At 69.0% G+C, this 13,714-nt stretch carries 13 protein-coding genes; 9 read left to right on the top strand and 4 right to left on the bottom strand.

The window, feature by feature from the left end; translation table 11 throughout:
- Nucleotides 1–45: 45 nt before the first annotated feature.
- The gene (locus NO931_RS15490) at nt 46–1,434 is read right to left on the bottom strand and encodes an MFS transporter (protein ID WP_256393263.1); all 1,389 of its coding nucleotides are present in this window, start codon (nt 1,432–1,434) and stop codon (nt 46–48) included.
- A 127-nt stretch (nt 1,435–1,561) separates the two neighbouring features.
- On the opposite strand from NO931_RS15490, the gene NO931_RS15485 reads away from it, so the two are divergent.
- The 3 genes from NO931_RS15485 to NO931_RS15475 all read left to right on the top strand — a co-directional run bounded on the left by NO931_RS15485 (nt 1,562) and on the right by NO931_RS15475 (nt 4,461).
- Nucleotides 1,562–2,518, top strand: a complete 957-nt coding sequence (locus tag NO931_RS15485; RefSeq protein WP_256393262.1) for a succinylglutamate desuccinylase/aspartoacylase family protein — start codon at nt 1,562–1,564, stop codon at nt 2,516–2,518.
- On the top strand, nt 2,518–3,663 hold the full coding sequence (locus NO931_RS15480; RefSeq protein ID WP_256393261.1) for a pyridoxal-phosphate dependent enzyme: 1,146 nt from the start codon (nt 2,518–2,520) through the stop codon (nt 3,661–3,663). The genes NO931_RS15485 and NO931_RS15480 overlap by 1 nt, the downstream gene beginning before the upstream one ends.
- Before the next feature lie 69 nt (nt 3,664–3,732).
- A complete protein-coding gene (locus NO931_RS15475; protein WP_256393260.1) occupies nt 3,733–4,461 on the top strand; it encodes a phosphatase PAP2 family protein in 729 nt (242 codons plus the stop codon).
- A 51-nt stretch (nt 4,462–4,512) separates the two neighbouring features.
- Here NO931_RS15475 and NO931_RS15470 read toward each other — a convergent pair whose 3' ends face one another.
- Nucleotides 4,513–5,814 (bottom strand): tRNA(Ile)(2)-agmatinylcytidine synthase, encoded by a 1,302-nt coding sequence (locus tag NO931_RS15470; RefSeq protein WP_256393259.1) that lies wholly within the window; start codon nt 5,812–5,814, stop codon nt 4,513–4,515.
- Between the two features lie 146 nt (nt 5,815–5,960).
- On the opposite strand from NO931_RS15470, the gene NO931_RS15465 reads away from it, so the two are divergent.
- A complete protein-coding gene (locus NO931_RS15465; protein ID WP_256393258.1) occupies nt 5,961–6,122 on the top strand; it encodes a hypothetical protein in 162 nt (53 codons plus the stop codon).
- 33 nt (nt 6,123–6,155) lie between these two features.
- Here the strand turns inward: NO931_RS15465 and NO931_RS15460 are convergent, their stop codons facing one another.
- Nucleotides 6,156–7,490, bottom strand: coding sequence for a hypothetical protein (locus tag NO931_RS15460; protein WP_256393257.1), 1,335 nt, complete (start codon nt 7,488–7,490; stop codon nt 6,156–6,158).
- 237 nt (nt 7,491–7,727) lie between these two features.
- Entirely contained in the window at nt 7,728–8,330 is a 603-nt protein-coding gene (tmk, locus tag NO931_RS15455; RefSeq protein ID WP_256393256.1) for a dTMP kinase, read from the bottom strand.
- 305 nt (nt 8,331–8,635) lie between these two features.
- Here tmk and NO931_RS15450 point away from each other — a divergent pair, with 305 nt between their 5' ends.
- The 5 genes from NO931_RS15450 to cofG all read left to right on the top strand — a co-directional run bounded on the left by NO931_RS15450 (nt 8,636) and on the right by cofG (nt 13,670).
- Nucleotides 8,636–9,520, top strand: a complete 885-nt coding sequence (locus NO931_RS15450; RefSeq protein ID WP_256393255.1) for a complex I NDUFA9 subunit family protein — start codon at nt 8,636–8,638, stop codon at nt 9,518–9,520.
- Between the two features lie 291 nt (nt 9,521–9,811).
- The gene (locus NO931_RS15445) at nt 9,812–10,987 is read left to right on the top strand and encodes a tubulin/FtsZ family protein (protein WP_256393499.1); all 1,176 of its coding nucleotides are present in this window, start codon (nt 9,812–9,814) and stop codon (nt 10,985–10,987) included.
- The gene (locus NO931_RS15440) at nt 10,965–11,768 is read left to right on the top strand and encodes a hypothetical protein (protein ID WP_256393254.1); all 804 of its coding nucleotides are present in this window, start codon (nt 10,965–10,967) and stop codon (nt 11,766–11,768) included. The genes NO931_RS15445 and NO931_RS15440 overlap by 23 nt, the downstream gene beginning before the upstream one ends.
- A gap of 39 nt (nt 11,769–11,807) precedes the next feature.
- A complete protein-coding gene (gene cofC, locus NO931_RS15435; RefSeq protein WP_256393253.1) occupies nt 11,808–12,428 on the top strand; it encodes a 2-phospho-L-lactate guanylyltransferase in 621 nt (206 codons plus the stop codon).
- 90 nt (nt 12,429–12,518) lie between these two features.
- The gene (gene cofG, locus NO931_RS15430) at nt 12,519–13,670 is read left to right on the top strand and encodes a 7,8-didemethyl-8-hydroxy-5-deazariboflavin synthase subunit CofG (protein ID WP_256393252.1); all 1,152 of its coding nucleotides are present in this window, start codon (nt 12,519–12,521) and stop codon (nt 13,668–13,670) included.
- Nucleotides 13,671–13,714: the final 44 nt, after the last annotated feature.

The following is a 13,714-nucleotide window of genomic DNA, read 5'->3' as shown; positions in this document are numbered from 1 at the left end:
GGGATGACGTCGCCGCGGCGTCGCGACAGGATGGGGTTCCGTCTCTCAGGTCCCGTTCCCGTCGGCGTATGGGCCGAACTCCTCGCCGAACGCCACGAAGTACGCCGTCCCGGCCAGCCCGATCGCGGTCGCGACGCCGAACGCGACCGTCGGACTCCCCTCGAACAGCGTCGCTCCGGTCAGCGGGTTCGGGAGTCCCTCCCAGAGAACGCCGCCGAGCAGCCCGCTCGGAATGACGACGACGTTCCGGAGGAGGTAGTACGAGCCGGTGACACGGCCGCCGGCGCCCCGCTCGGCGGGCCCGACGATCAGCGCCTTGTGCGAGGGCAGGCCGGCGAAGCGCAGCCCCGAGAACGCGAACAGGGCGATCAGCGCGGCGGGACTGGCCGGTGCGGCGATCAGCATCGCGGGGAAGACGGCGTACACCAGAAAGCCGGTCGCGACGACGGGCTTGAGCCCGACGCGCTCGGCGACTTTCGCGGCCGGCACCATCACCAGCAGCGCGACGGCCATCTCGACGCCCAGCAGGTAGCCGAAGAAGGCGGCCGGCGAGAGATCGATCGCCCACGTTCCCAGCGGCGTCGACAGCGTCGTCGCGAGACCGACGTCGAGAAACCGCGTCACCACGAGGATGAAGAAGGCGTACACCATTCCGTTGGCGAACCGAACGAGCGTGTCCCCGACCAGCAGCGGCCGCAGCTCGTCGGGCATCTCCCGGAGATCCGCGCGGATCCGGTCGACGCCCTCGAAGGTCCCGCCGATCGAGTCTTCGCCGGCGTCGTAGAGGAAGTGCTGTGCGAGCGTCCCGAGGACGCCGAAGAGGACGGCGACGCCGAGTACGTACTGGAAGCTCACGGTAAAATCGGGGTGGAGGCCGAGCAGCGCCGCGGCCAGCACCGGACCGATCAGAAACGCCGTCCGCCGGAACGTCTCGGTGCTGGCGAAGCCCGCCGCGAGCTTCGAGGGGGCGGTCGCCTGCTTGACGACCGCAAAGGTCGCGCCCAGCCCGAACGACTTCCAGGCCTGCGCGAGAAAGAGCCCGACGAAGATCCAGATCCACGCCGGGATCGTCGCGCCGAACAGCGAGATCGCGCCGAGTTGGGGCGCGACGAGCCACAGCGCGAAGCCGACCGTCGAGAGCAGTCCGAAAACGGTGAGCGCGTACCGCGAGCCGATCCGGTCGGAGACCGCCCCGCCGGGATAGGGGTAGACCGCCGAGATGGCGTTGCCGACGGTGGTGTAGGCGCCGACGACGAGGCCGCCCCCGCCCAGCGCGACGAGGTACTCGGGGAGGAACCGGCTGGTCATCTGGAACCCGAGCGAGAACGCGAACATCGCCACCGAGAGCACGAGCACGTCCCGTTCGAGCGCGAGGAACTGCCGGAACGGGTCGAACGCGTCGGGCTCCTCGCCGTCGGCCGGTTCGGTCGCCATTTGCTCGGACGTGCGGATGCGAGGATCAAATACGTTCGGCACCCAGCGATCCTCCCGCGGCTCCGGTCGTGCACAATCGGCCCCGGAGACCGAACCGCTAAAGAGCGTGGGCCCGTCCAGTAGGGGTATGACAACGCTGGGAACGGCCACTGCGGCCCCCGGTGAGATGGACACCGGGCGGCTGCAGGTCGGCGAGAGCCGAGATGGCAGCTCGGTCGGGCTTCCGGTCGCCGTGATCAACGGCGCTCGCGAGGGCAAACGCCTCTACGTGCAGGCGGCCAGCGACGGCGACGAGCTCAACGGCGTCGGCGTCGTCCGCCGGGTGGTGCCACAGCTCGACCCCGCGGAGCTGGCGGGCGAGATCCTGATCGTCGGCATCGTCAACTATCACGCCTTCCAGGTCGCGGAGCACCGCAACCCGATCGACGACACGAAGATGAACCGCGCGTACCCGGGCGACGAGAACGGGACGTCGAGCGAGCGCATCGCGAAGGCGACGTTCGACGCCGCGGTCTCGGCCGACCTGGTGATCGACCTCCACCAGGGGTCGACCAGCCGGATGATCGACGAGACGCGGGTGCGCTGTGGCTCGCGCCACCGGCTCCACCGCGAGTGTCTCGAACTCGCCAAGACGTTCGGCTGCGGCTACATCCTCGACCAGAAGGGTCCGGACGGCCAGCTCGCCCGCGCGGCGCCCGACGAGGGCGTCCCGACGATCGATCCCGAGCTGGGCGGCGCGGTCGGCTGGGACGAGCACAGCATCGAACTCGGCGTGCAGGGCGTGTTCAACGTGCTGCGGGAGTACGGCTTCCTCGACGGCCAATCCGAGATCGAGGCGCAGGTCCGCGCCTCCGGCTTCGAGCAGTACGGCGCGCCCGCCGGCGGCCTCGTCGACTTTCAGGTCGACCTCGGCGAGCGCGTCTCGGGGGGCGATACGCTGTTTACCGTGACGGACGTGTTCGGCACCGAGAAGGAAGCGGTGACCGCCGACAGCGACGGCGTGTTCTGGCGCACTCGACGGCTCCCGCAGGTGGCGACCGGCGAGTACGTCTGCTCGGTCGGAACGAACGTCGATACCTACTGATGGTCGCCGATCTGTACTGTCGCGACTGCGGGCGCACCTACGCGGCGAGCCCCGACGAGCCGTGGCGCTGTGACTGCGGTCACCCGCTCGACTACGCCGAGCCCTCGCTCCCCGATCGCGGCTCCGCCCCGGCGCCGAAGGCGCTCGACCGCGATCTGGGCCTGTGGGCGTTCCAGTCGTTTCTCCCCGAAGCGCCGCTGGTGACGCTGGGCGAGGGCTTCACGCCGCTGGTCGAGGCCGACGACTGGGACGCGCAGTTCAAACTGGAGTATCTGTTCCCATCGGGTAGCTTCAAGGATCGCGGCGCGACGACGACGCTCTCGCGGGCGGCTGCACTCGGCGTCGACACGGTCGTCGAGGACTCCTCGGGCAACGCCGGAGCCGCGATCGCGACCTACGCCGCCCGCGCCGGCATTGACGCCGACGTGTACGTCCCCGACGACGTCAAGCAGTCCAAGCTGGTCGCCATCCAGCGCACGGGCGCCCGCCCGATCCGGATCGAGGGCGACCGCGAGGCAGTCACGGCGGCTTGCCTCGACGCGGCCGACGACGAGGACGTCTGGTACGCCAGCCACGCCTGGAATCCCGCATTCTACGCCGGGACGGCGACGCTGGCCTACGAGATCGCCGCCCAGCGGGACTGGTCGGTGCCGGACGCCGTCGTGCTCCCGCTGGGTCACGGCACGCTGTTCCTGGGTGCCTACCGCGGCTTTCGCGCGCTGCGCGAGGCCGGCTACACCGATCGGATCCCCCGCCTTCTGGCCGGCCAGGCCGCCGGCTACGCACCGATCGCGGCCGAACTCCACGCCGACGACGAGGACGAGCCCGACAACCGGCTGACGACTGCCTTGGAGTCGTCGGAAGACGTCCCGTCCAACGAGATCGCCGACGGGATTCAGATCACCGAGCCCGCCCGCGAACAGCAGCTGTTCGACGCGATCGCCGACTCCGGCGGCGACGCGATCGCGATCGACGGCGACGCGGTCGAGGGCGAACTCGATCGGCTTCACCGCGCGGGCTTCTACGTCGAGCCGACCAGCGCCGTCGCAACCGCGGCGCTGCGCGAGTATCGCAGCCGCGGTGTCGTCGCGCCCGGCGACGACGTCGTCGTCCCGCTGACCGGCAGCGGGATGAAGACGCTCTGATTCGCTGGCTGCCCGTCTTCCCATCCGTAGCCGCGGGACCTTTGTGTGATCGCCGTGTACGGCCGTTCGATGAGCAGAGGCATCGGCGCGTTCGACGCGATCGAATCCGTGCTCCCCGACGCCGTCGCCCTCCTCGCGGCGCTGGCGACGCAGCTGGGCGACGTGTGGTTCGTCGGCGCCCTGCTGGTCGGGCTCCACTGGTACGCGGACGACGAGGTCGTCGATCGGGACGCCGTCGCGACGATCGCGGGCCTGACGATCGGCGCGCTGGGACTCGCCTTCGCGCTGAAGTACGCCTTTACGCTCCCCCGTCCGCCGACTCGGCTGGCCCGGCCGGACCAGTTCCCCGGCGTCCTCCAGCCGCTGTACGTCGCGACCGGCACCGCCAGCAGCTACGGGTTCCCGAGCGGCCACGCCGTCACCTCGACGGTCGTCTACGGACTGCTCGCCCAGCGCCTCTCGATCCGGACGCGCCGATGGCGCTACGGCGTCGCCGCCGCGATCGTGACGCTGGTCTGTGCGACTCGGGTCGTGCTCGGCGTCCACTACCTCGTCGACGTCGTCGCCGGTGCGGCGCTGGGAGCCGCCTACGTCGCGGGTACCTACTACGCGCTCGCGCTGGTCGACGACGCCGCGACCGCCGCGTTCGGAATCGCAACCGGGATCGGCGCGGTCGCGCTCGCGGTGATCGGCGTCACGCCAGACAGCGTCGCGCTGCTCGGAACCGCGTTCGTCGGCCTCGCCTGGCGTCTCGGGATCCGGCGCCGCGACGCCGCGTCGGCGTCGGCGTCGTCGTGAACTGTCGACCGCCGAGCGGCTGGCCGCCGAACGGCTGATCGCCGCCGACAATCACCGCTCGGGGTGGATCGGCGCATCGAAGCCGCCCCGAACCAGCGGTTTCGCGACGTGACGCCGCGCACAGGGCGGCACCTCGTACCACCCGTCTTCGAGATCGCGGTCGATCCGACGCTCGACCTTTCCTCCGTGACTCGTCCCGCAGTCCCGACAGCGGTACCCCTGATCGGCGCCGGCGCTCTCCATCGACCGGCCGCAGTCGGGGCAGTCCGGCGTCGCGAGTTCGACGTCGTTCAGCTCTCGAACCGCGAACTTCTCTAACTTGAGCGTCTCGTCGCCGATCTCGCCGCAGGCGGTGATCCGGTCGCCGACCCGGAGCGCGCGCACCCGATCGCGGAAGCGCTTGGTCGGCTCGAACGCCGCGCAGTCGAGACGGGCGTCGGCGTCGCTTTCGGCGCAGTCGGCGACTGCGTCGTCGCCGGCAATTCTCAGGAAGACGTGTCCGCCCTCTCGCGTTTCGGGCGGCTCGACGACCGTCCCGTCGACGCGGTAGGATCGGCCGTCCTCGACCGCCCCGAGAGCGGCGTCGCGCAGGTGCGCGTCGGTGCCCTGGTTGGTGACGAACAGTTGGGACGACTCGACCGATTCGCTCTCGATGCCGGCCGCGACCGCTCGCACGGCATCGGCGTCGTCGCCGCGGATCCCGTGGAGAATCGGCCCCGGGGCGCGGGGAACGCAGACGGCCTGGCCCTCGACGCGGTCGACGGTGTCCCACGCCACGGGGTACTGTTCGTCGGCGGCAGCGAACGCCGAGTCGAGGTCGACGTCGCGCGGCGTCCCGCGGCGCTCGGCCTCGCGGTAGCTGACGTACTCGTAGGTCCACTCGTCGAGGGCCGCCCAGGCGCCGATCGCGGCGAGGGCGCCGATCTTCCCGCGCGCGTTCTTCCAGCCCGCGCTCTCGTAGCCCGCTCGCTCGATCAGCGCCTCGGCGTCGGCGATCTCGTGGTGATCCCGCACGGCCTCGCGGGCGAACTCGGCGACGGCGTCGGGCGCGTTCTCCGGATCCTGGTCGGCGACGACCAGCCCGGGGTTCGTCCGCGGGTCGTCGACCTCCGCGCTGTCGGCGATCAGATCTCTGGCGAGCTCGAAGCCGCACGCGGGATCGATATCGGTGTGGACCGCCAGCGCGGCGTTGCCCCGCGTCTTGTGCTCGACGGCGGGGTTCAGGCGCACGAGCAGGACGCGCTCGACGCCGCCGTCCGCGGCCTCGATCCGGCGAGCGAGGCGACTGGCGGCGTAGGTCGTGCACATCCCGCGCTCGCGGGAGTCGGTGTCGTCGATCCCGATGACGGTCATTCGCGTCGTCGTAGACGGCTCCGGATAACCAGTGTTGCGCATCGGCGTCGTCGACGTCGATCGCGGCTGGTCACAGCACTGCGGCGATCGCAGCCGGTCGGTACCGTGGGGCGCCGCTTTTGCTGCTGCGACGCCTCCCGTCGAGTATGGGAGCGACCCACCGCTGTATCTGCGGCGCGACGCTGCGCTACAAGCAGGATCTCGACAGGGAGCGGGGAACCGTGTCCTCGACCTGGAAGTGCACGGACTGCGGGACGCCGGTGCCCGGCGTGATCGCCGAGCGGATCAGTCACCAGCACCCTTCGTGAGCCCGCTCGTCGGGTGTGCTCCGGCCGGCGTCCTCACTCGCTGACGTCCGCGGTCGAGGCCACTTTGGCGGCGCCGACCGTCGATTGGGAGGCGACGTCGCCGGCCTGATAGACCTGGCTGCCGTCGTCGTTCGCGACCACGTAGGCGGTGTGGAGTCCGCCCACGCCGCCGTCGTCGTCGAGGTCGACGGTGACCGACTCGCCGTCGAGGCCGCTCACGGTGTCGGCGCCCGCGACGATTCGGTCGTCGCCGCTCCGGTAGGTGACGAGGACGAAGTGCGCGTCTGGCGCGGTCGCCGTCAGCGTCACCGATCCGTCGTCGAGCGACTGGTCCTCGAACGAGATCGCCACCGCGGGGTCGACGGCGGGCTCGGAGACGGTTGCCGTGGCAGAGGCCGTCACCACGTCGGCGGTGGCCTCCGACAGCTCGTCGCCCGGAACGTAGAACTGGCTGCCGTCGGCGTTCGCGAGGAGGTGGGCCGTGTGCTCGCCGGGGACGCCGTCGCGGTCCACGATGTCGACCGCGCGCGTCTCGGCGTCGAGGTTACTCGTGTCGTCGCCGCCGGCGACGATGGGTTGCCCGTCGTGGTCGTAGGTCAGGATGACGAAGTGGTCGTCGGGCGTGGTGAGTTCCATGCTGACGCCGCCGTTTTCGAGCGCCTGATCGGCGAACGTGACGCCGGTCTCGGCGTCGTCGCCCTCACCGGAGACGAACGCGGCGTCGGAGACGACCGCGTTGCCGATCGTCTCGGCGGTGAGCGCGTCGCCCGCCTCGTATCCGCTGGTGTCGCCTTCGACGAGGTGGGCCGTGTGGGTGCCGGGGATGCCGCTGGTCTCTTCGAAACGGACGGCGACGGCCTCGTCGTCGAGGTCGTTCGCCTCGGCGGTCCCGGCGACGACGCTGTCGCCGTCCTCGCCGTAGGTCACGAGCACCGCGTACTCGCCGGGCGTCGTCGCAGAGATATTTACGCCGTTGCCCTTGAACGCCTGATTGTCGAACGTCATCGCCGGGTCGCGGCTCTCCGCACCCTCTTCGCTGCTTCCTTCGTCGCCGTTCCCCTCGTCGGTGGACTGCTCGTCGGACGCGGGCGTCGAACTCTCGGGGTCGTCACCGGACCCGTCGTCCGAGGACCCGCCGAGGGCGCCGCTGAACACCAGCCCGCCGCCGACGGCGAGAGCGCCGACGCCCAGTCCGCCCAGCGCCGCGCGGCGGCTGATCGACGAGCCGCCGTCGTCCCGTGCTTCGCTCGCCTCGTCGCCTTCCTCGTCGTTGTACAGCACCGAATCCTCCGGTACCTCGGTGGGAAGGTCTTCTTCGCTGTCCGTCGTGCTCGATCCGTTCTCGGTGGTGTCGTCTGTCGAATCCATTGGTGTGGGTGAGTGACTGTCGGGTTCGTTCGCGCGTCGAACGCCGGTCGCGATCGGACGTTCGATTGCCGTCCTCCCTCGCTCCGCGTCGACCGGCTGCGATGGTCCCTCCAGACAGTTCGTTACGCTATATTCCTCTCAAACGGAAAGTAAAAGTTTCGGATAAATTATTCATAGAACGCACCGTTCGCACGAATGTATATCGTAGTAATTGGGGAACGTTAGATTTCGGGCGTCTTACGAGGCGTCGCTGGCCTCGTCGGACAGGATCTCGGCGACAGCGTTCTCGACGCGTTCGAGCACCGCTTCCGGCGATTCGGTGGCGTCGACTCGTACGAACCGGTCGGGGTCGGCGTCGATCAGTCGGTCGTAGTTCTCGCGGACGCGTGCGAGATACGAGTCCTGTTCGAACTTGTTGGTCTTTCCGCTGCGGCGGGCGGCCGTCTCGGCGTCGACGTCGAGATAGATCGTGTAGTCGGGCGGCCTGGTGAACGGCTCGTGGATGCCTCGCACGTAGTCCATCGCGTTCGGTACCGTCCCGTCGAGCGTCGCGCCCTGGTAGGCGTACCGGGAGTCGGAGTAGCGGTCCGAGATCACCAGCTCGCCCCGGTCGAGCGCGGGCCGGACCGTCTCGGCGAGGTGGGCGGCGTGGTCGGCGGTGTACAAGAAGAGTTCCGCCAGCGGGTCGGCGTCGTCGTCGTCGATCGACCGCTGGACCGCTTCCCCGTACCACGTGTTCGTTGGCTCGCGAGTGAACACGGCGTCGGGATAGACGTCGTGCAGGGCCTCCCAGACGGTCGTCTTCCCGCTGCCGTCGATCCCTTCGAGCGTGAGCAGCATACCACCGACTTTCGGCCCCCGGATCAACTGTCTGTCGGAGGCGACCGATCTCCCTTGCTGTGCCGGCTGATGCCGTTTCGGACGCGTCGACGCCGTCGTTGCCGGTGCGTCGATGCCGTCATCGCCGGTGCGTCGACGTCACTGTTGCCGACGCCGTTGACGCCACCGTTGCCGATACGACGACGGCCACCATCACCCCCACCCGACGCCATCCTGCCGTGGCGCTGCTGTCCCGTCAGCTGCCGTTCGCCCACGGTTCGGCCGGCTGGCTCACCTTTATACTCGTTCGAGCATATCTTTGAACTATGAACGTTCTCGTCGTCGGCGGTACGGGCTTCATCGGCCAGAATCTCTGCGTCGAACTGCACGACCGCGGGCACGACGTCACGGCGCTCTCGCGGGACCCCGGCGACGCGGAGTTACCCGACGGCGTCGACTCGGTTGCCGGCGACGTGACGGCGTACGACTCGATCGAGGGCGCCTTCGAGGGCCAGGACGTCGTCGTCAATCTGGTCGCGTTGTCGCCGCTGTTCAAGCCCTCCGGCGGCGCGAGCCACGAAGCGGTCCACCTCGGCGGAACCCAGAACGTCGTCGACGCCGCGGAGGAACACGACGTCGACCGGCTCGTCCAGATGAGCGCGCTCGGCGCCGATCCCGACGGCTCGACCGCCTACCTCCGGACCAAGGGGCAGGCCGAGCAGGTCGTCCGGGACGCGCCGATGGACTGGGTGATCGTCCGTCCATCCGTCGTGTTCGGCGAGGGCGGCGAGTTCGTCGGGTTCACGAAGGCGCTGACGACGCCGTACGTCACCGGACTGCCGGGCGGCGGGAAGACCCGCTTCCAGCCGATCTGGGTCGGTGATCTCGCGCCGATGCTGGCCGACTGCGCGATCGACGAGGACCGCGCCGGCGAAGTCTACGAGATCGGCGGTCCCGAGGTGCTGACGTTGGCCGACGTGACCCATCTCGCCTACCGCGCCGAGGGGAAATCGGTTCGCGTGCTTCCGGTGCCGATGGCGCTCGCGAAAATCGGGCTGACCGCCGCCGGCCCGCTGCCGTTCGTTCCGATGGGTCCCGACCAGGCACGTTCGCTACGGATCGACAACACGGTCGTCGAGAACGATGTCGCAGCCTTCGGCGTCGATGCGGACGAACTCACCACGCTCGCGAAGTATCTCGGTCTGTCGTGATCGGCCGCTCCCCGTAGCGCGTACCTCCTCTGGGACGCGCGTTTCGAGGCGCCGATCACGCCGTTGCGGGGTGGTTCGTCGGTTCCCACTTAAGACGGGGGCGAGTTCCTGTTTTATATGGCACATCTGTCTCCACTAAAGTAACCTGTCCGACGAACCGGGATAACCCAAACACCTCGACGCAGTCGTGCGATTCGTAGTTGCGTATCGGTTGCCATTCACCACCCCCATCACAAGGCTTATATCCTTAATGACTCTGTTCTCATGCCAACGGAGACCCGGATACCAACAATGAAACTGGCGATGATCGGCTTCGGACAGGCGGGTGGGAAAATCGTCGACAAATTCTTGGAGTACGACGAGCGCACCCACAGCGGGATCGTCCGGTCCGCGGTAGCGGTTAACACCGCCAAAGCGGACCTGATGGGGCTGGAGAAAGTGCCCCAGGAGAATCGCGTCCTCATCGGACAGTCCCGCGTGAAGGGACACGGCGTCGGCGCCGACAACGAGCTCGGCGCCGAGATCGCCGAGGAAGACATCGACGAGGTCCAGGGTGCCATCGACGGGATCCCGGTCCACGAGGTCGACGCCTTCCTGATCGTCGCGGGGATGGGCGGCGGCACCGGCAGCGGCGGCGCCCCCGTCATCGCGAAACATCTCAAGCGGATCTACACCGAACCCGTCTACGGGCTGGGCGTGCTGCCCGGCAGCGACGAGGGCGGGATCTACACGCTCAACGCCGCCCGGTCGTTCCAGACGTTCGTTCGGGAGGTCGACAACCTGCTCGTGTTCGACAACGACTCCTGGCGACAGTCCGGCGAGTCCGTCGAGAGCGGCTACGAGGAGATCAACGACGAGATCGTCAGGCGCTTTGGCATCCTCTTTGGCGCCGGCGAGGTCGGTCAGGGCGACGAGGTCGCCGAGAGCGTCGTCGACTCCTCGGAGATCATCAACACGCTGTCGGGCGGCGGCGTCTCGACGGTCGGTTACGCCCGCGAAGAAGTCGAGACGGACGACGACAACGGGCTGCTCTCCCGGTTCACCGGCGGCGAGGACGACCAGGTCGACACCGCCCACACGACCAACCGGATCACCAGCCTCGTGCGGAAGGCCGCGCTCGGACGGCTCACGCTACCCTGCGAGATCGACGGCGCCGAACGCGCCCTGCTGGTTCTGAGCGGTCCGCCCCAGCACCTCAACCGCAAGGGAATAGAGCGCGGGCGGAAGTGGCTCGAGGAGCAGACCGGCAGCATGGAAGTCCGCGGCGGCGACTACCCGGTGCCGGACTCGAACTTCGTCGCCAGCGTGATCCTGCTGTCGGGCGTCACCAACGTCCCCCGCATCAAAGAGCTCCAGCAGGTCGCCATCGAGGCCCAGGACAACATCGAGGAGATCCGCCAGGAAAGCGACGATAATTTAGAGACGTTAGTCGAAGATGACGACGATGAACTCGAACCACTATTCTAAGCTCGGGACGCTGCTGCTCGTTCTGGCGGTCGCGGTCGCCGCGGTCTCCCCGGCGGCAGCCGTTGCGTCCGTCGACGCCGACGGCGTTCCCCAGGAAGCGGAAGTCGGAGAGGAAGTGAGCGTCACCTACACGCTGTCGGATCTGTACGCCGGCAACACTCCCTCCGAGTGGGGCCTTCAGGGCGAGACGAATCTGACCAACGCCAGCTGGACGGTGACGGCCTACGGCGTCGACGGTGATCAGGTCGCAGACTCGCAGAACTACGGCGGCGAGTCCTTCGAGTATGCGGTCAGCTCCAGCGAGGACATGGACGAGATCGAAGTGACCGTCACCGGCACCGCCCCCGAGGTCGGCGAGTGGAGCTACGACCCCGAGGAACGGTTCACCGTGACCGAGTTCACCGAGGTCCGATCGGGCGGCGGCACCACCACGATCGACAGCTACGACGCCCACCACTACACCGCGAACAGCAAGGAGGCTCGCAACGCAATCGAGGACGCCGAGTCCGCGATCGAGACCGCCGAAAGCAACGGCGCGGACGTCTCCAGCGCCCAGGACGCCCTGGACAACGCCGTCGGCTTCTACGAGAACGGCGACTTCGATCGCGCCGTCCAGAACGCCGAGGACGCGGCGTCCGAGGCCGAAAGCTCCGAGTCCAGCGCCCAGACGCGCAGCATGCTGCTGTACGGCGGCGCCGGGCTCGTCGCGCTGCTCGTGCTCGGCGGGATCGGCTACCTGCTCTATCAGCGCCAGGGCGACGACTACGACAAGCTCGGGTAACTCCGGAACTCCCTTTTTCCCACCCGCCGAAGCGAGGGCATGCGCGTCCTCGTCCCGTTCGACGCCGAGCGCCCGAAGACTCGCCTCGCCGACCTGCTCGACGAGCGCGAGCGCTCGGCGCTGGCCCGCGCGATGCTCGCCGACGTGCTGGCGGCTGTCCGCGCGGCCGGCGGCGAGCCGACGGTGCTCTCGACGGCGCCGATCGACGTCGACGCGCCGGTCCGGGTCGACGATCGGGCGCTGACGCCCGCGGTCAACGACGTTCTCGCGGACGCTGTTCCCGAGTCGCCCGTCGCCGTCGTGATGGCCGATCTCGCGCTCGCGACGGACGACGCGCTCGCCGGTCTGTTCGCGAGTGAGGGCGACGTGGCGATCGTACCGGGGCGAGGCGGCGGGACGAACGCGCTCGTCGTCCGCCACCCCGAGTTTCGCGTCGACTACCACGGACTCTCCTACCGCGACCACCGACGGATCGCCGAGGAAATCGACGCCGACGTCGCGGTCGCCGACTCCCACCGGCTGTCGACCGACGTCGACGAGCGCGCGGATCTGGTCGAGTTGCTGTTGCACGGCGACGGCCGCGCGACGGCGTGGCTTCGCGACGCCGGATTCGAACTGGTCGTCGAGGGCGGTCGGGCGGACGTGACGCGCTCGCCCTGACCCGCCCGGAGACGTTCCGACGCCGATGCGTCAGCGGCGTCCCGATGCCGAACTCGAACCTTTATCGGGGAGCGCGCACTCCTTCCGATGATGATTCCGGGGGCCGACGAGTACGGCGTCGACGTGACGATCGACGAGTCTGACGTGGCGTCGCTGCTCGACGTCGGGCCCGCCGACGTCGATCCGGCCCCAGAACTGTCCTTCGCGCGCAACGTGTTCGTCCCGCTGACGACCGCGTGCCGGTACACCTGCACCTACTGCACCTACTTCGACCCGCCGGGCGAGGCCACGCTGATGAGCACCGACGAAGTCCGCGAGACGCTCAGGATGGGCGCCGACGCGGGCTGTACGGAAGCGCTGTTTACCTTCGGTGACGACCCGGACGACCGCTACGAACGGATCCACGCCCAGTTGGACGAGTGGGGCCACGACTCGATCCACGAGTATCTCCGCGAGGTTTGCGAGATCGCCCTCGACGAGGGGCTGCTGCCACACAGCAATCCCGGCGACCAGACCTACGAGCAGATGGAAACCGTGGCGGACGCCAACGCCAGCATGGGCGTGATGCTGGAGACCACCGCGGACGTCGACGCCCACGCCGGGCGGCGCCGGAAGAACCCTGGCCAGCGGCTCAACACGATCCGGAACGCCGGCGAACTGTCGGTCCCCTTTACGACGGGGATTCTCGTCGGCCTCGGCGAGGACTGGCGAGATCGGGCCGAGAGCCTGCTGGCGATTCGCGACATGCACGAGCGCTACGGGCATATTCAGGAGGTGATCGTCCAGCCCGTCGTCGAGAACGAGCGCTGGAGCGGCGGATCTCCGGGGCTCGACGCGATGCGCCGGGTCGTCGCGATGGCCCGAGCGGCGCTCCCCGAGGAGGTCTCGGTGCAGGTGCCGCCGAACCTCGCGCCGGCACGCGAACTGGTCGACTGCGGGATCGACGATCTGGGCGGCGTCTCGCCGATCACCGACGACTACATCAACCCCGACTACGAGTGGCCCGCGCTGCGCGAACTGGAAGCCGTCGCCGACCACGGCGACGTCCCGCTCCGCGAGCGCCTGCCGGTGTACGAGCGATTCCTTCCCGAAAATCTACGGACCGACGCCTTCGCGGGCGAACCGGCGCCCGGCGACGACTGGCTCTCGCCGACGATTCGGGACGCCATCGCGGCACGCGACGACGCCGGTGAGCGGTACCGCGGCGTGCTGGCCGGCGAGCCGGTTCCGGCGGACGACTGAGGCGCCGCGGCGGCGTCAGCGCCGCCAGTCGCGGCGACGCCGCG

The sequence above is a fragment of the Natronoarchaeum rubrum genome (assembly GCF_024494695.1).
The sequence above is the reverse complement of the archived record's forward strand: the minus strand, read 5'-3'. Positions and strand labels throughout refer to the sequence as shown.

Excerpts from the sequence above, each read along its gene's own strand:
- NO931_RS15490 (WP_256393263.1), bottom strand. The coding sequence starts at position 1,434 with ATGGCGACCGAACCGGCCGACGGCGAGGAGCCCGACGCGTTCGACCCG.
- NO931_RS15485 (WP_256393262.1), top strand. The coding sequence starts at position 1,562 with ATGACAACGCTGGGAACGGCCACTGCGGCCCCCGGTGAGATGGACACC.
- NO931_RS15480 (WP_256393261.1), top strand. The coding sequence starts at position 2,518 with ATGGTCGCCGATCTGTACTGTCGCGACTGCGGGCGCACCTACGCGGCG.
- NO931_RS15475 (WP_256393260.1), top strand. The coding sequence starts at position 3,733 with ATGAGCAGAGGCATCGGCGCGTTCGACGCGATCGAATCCGTGCTCCCC.
- NO931_RS15470 (WP_256393259.1), bottom strand. The coding sequence starts at position 5,814 with ATGACCGTCATCGGGATCGACGACACCGACTCCCGCGAGCGCGGGATG.
- NO931_RS15465 (WP_256393258.1), top strand. The coding sequence starts at position 5,961 with ATGGGAGCGACCCACCGCTGTATCTGCGGCGCGACGCTGCGCTACAAG.
- NO931_RS15460 (WP_256393257.1), bottom strand. The coding sequence starts at position 7,490 with ATGGATTCGACAGACGACACCACCGAGAACGGATCGAGCACGACGGAC.
- tmk (WP_256393256.1), bottom strand. The coding sequence starts at position 8,330 with ATGCTGCTCACGCTCGAAGGGATCGACGGCAGCGGGAAGACGACCGTC.
- NO931_RS15450 (WP_256393255.1), top strand. The coding sequence starts at position 8,636 with ATGAACGTTCTCGTCGTCGGCGGTACGGGCTTCATCGGCCAGAATCTC.
- NO931_RS15445 (WP_256393499.1), top strand. The coding sequence starts at position 9,812 with ATGAAACTGGCGATGATCGGCTTCGGACAGGCGGGTGGGAAAATCGTC.
- NO931_RS15440 (WP_256393254.1), top strand. The coding sequence starts at position 10,965 with ATGAACTCGAACCACTATTCTAAGCTCGGGACGCTGCTGCTCGTTCTG.
- cofC (WP_256393253.1), top strand. The coding sequence starts at position 11,808 with ATGCGCGTCCTCGTCCCGTTCGACGCCGAGCGCCCGAAGACTCGCCTC.
- cofG (WP_256393252.1), top strand. The coding sequence starts at position 12,519 with ATGATTCCGGGGGCCGACGAGTACGGCGTCGACGTGACGATCGACGAG.